We start from the raw sequence: 1785 nt of genomic DNA on the forward strand, positions 1-1785 counted from the left end.
AAAGATATGAAAAAAAAAATAAAATTTAGTCATTTATGCTTTTTGATTGGCACTGGAACAGCTTTTTATGCTTTTAGTGTTGATGCGAAGCCAGTTAAGAAAAAAAGTAAACAAAATCAGCAGGTTCAGGAAAATCTGAAAAGTGAGATTCCCTTTTATAATGGTGAGTATGGAGAGTCAATTGAGGTTAGAAATGCACTCGCTCAATTGCGCAATGAATTCAAAGACAGGATCACAGAGGCTGATTGGTCGATCATCTGTGAGTCTATAGAGATCAGTATCCTACCTCGCGTTAAGGATGGACAATTGCTCCAATTGAGCAGGGAATTGCAGGGCGCGATCAGAAACGTCTTAGAAACGAATCCTGATCGTTCAAGCAGCGACCTTGTGAAGTATTTTAAGCAAAATTTAGCCGATATGGTCTCTAAGTCACTCAATTCGGAAGTTTTTTTTGATAAAGCACAGAGTCAGCATCAGATTTTTAAGCCGAGTACCGTCAATCAGACGCATCGTCATCAAAGGCTTTTGCAATACATGCAAAATTTTCTAGGTTTTACAAAGAAGTTCGAAGATGCATTAGAAGATTTTATCCGAACAACTTCAAATCTTGAAGGAAATCAAGATCTTACAGATGAGCAGATGCGTGATAAGGTTTTAGAAAATTTGCCTAGAATATTAGATAACTTTCTTGAGCAGAGTGAGTCTCAGCAGCAGACGGATCAATTTCAAATACCTCAACAGCGAGTTCCGCAAGTTAATCAGGGGGATACCGTTTCAGTACAGAAAAATCCAAGGGGGAAACGTCTTGGTAATGACGTATATGGCTTGCTTGAAAAGCAATACGTTTCTTTTTTTCCCCTTTTAGAGCCTCAGAGAGAAATATTGACTCAGCTAGGAATGCCTTTTACACAGCAATCTACGGTACGTAATGACGAAAGAAAGTATTATTTAGAATTTTCGACTCCTGGTATGGAGAAGGGGCTTGAAGAAAAAATTTTTTACTTTGAAGATAATTCTGGGAAGAATAAAGAATTTAAAAATGACTTGATGAAAACGCATTACGTTAATTGCAAAACACTTCTGATACCTCAACAAGATTTTCTCCGTTCAGAAGGTATTGAATTTAAAATGAATAAGATAAAATTTGAAGGAAAAGATAATTACTATTTATCATTTCAGAAAGATTCATTCTCAGATCCTATTACAAAAAAAGTTAAGCAAGAAACAAGTTAAGCTGAGTTTAGTAAAAAACTTCTTATTACTTTAAAAAAAGCTTTGAAGGAATTTTTTTTAAATTGTATACCCGTGCCAGAGTGTCTATATGCACTGTAGCACGTAGTAGATAAATAGTTTGTGCTATAAAAAGACGAGGAATATATGAATTTGTATAAAGGCACATCATTTTAGGATAAGAAGAACAAACCATCAAAGCAAAAAAAAGCGTTTATCTAGAGTATGTCATTACGAGATTGTAGCCCACATCAAAAGTGCCTTTACGCATAAGCTGGAACAATATGATTTTGTATTTTTGATGTGTCTGGTTGCTATACCCCGCCATTCTTTAAATTTCTGAAACGTATTTTCAACACTATATCTGAGCTTGTAAAGATCAGTATCAATCTTGCTCTAAATGATTCTATTGCTTTTGTGTGGAATCACAGGATTAATGCCCCATACTGTAACATGATCCATTATAGCATTTGTATCATAAGCCTTATCTATTATCCAATGCTTAGCGTCTATATCCGCTATTCATTCATGAGCTTGAGTACAATGGTTTCTGGA

General features: G+C 35.2%; 1 protein-coding gene. It reads left to right on the forward strand.

The genetic code is table 11. The features are described 5' to 3' along the window. Positions 1 to 1233, forward strand: a 1233-nt coding sequence (locus HCUR_RS00855) for a hypothetical protein (protein WP_207760844.1), incomplete at its 5' end; no start/stop codon positions are given. Positions 1234 to 1785: the final 552 nt, after the last annotated feature.

Origin of the sequence: Holospora curviuscula (assembly GCF_002930195.1) — a bacterium.
Lineage (GTDB): Bacteria > Pseudomonadota > Alphaproteobacteria > Holosporales > Holosporaceae > Holospora > Holospora curviuscula.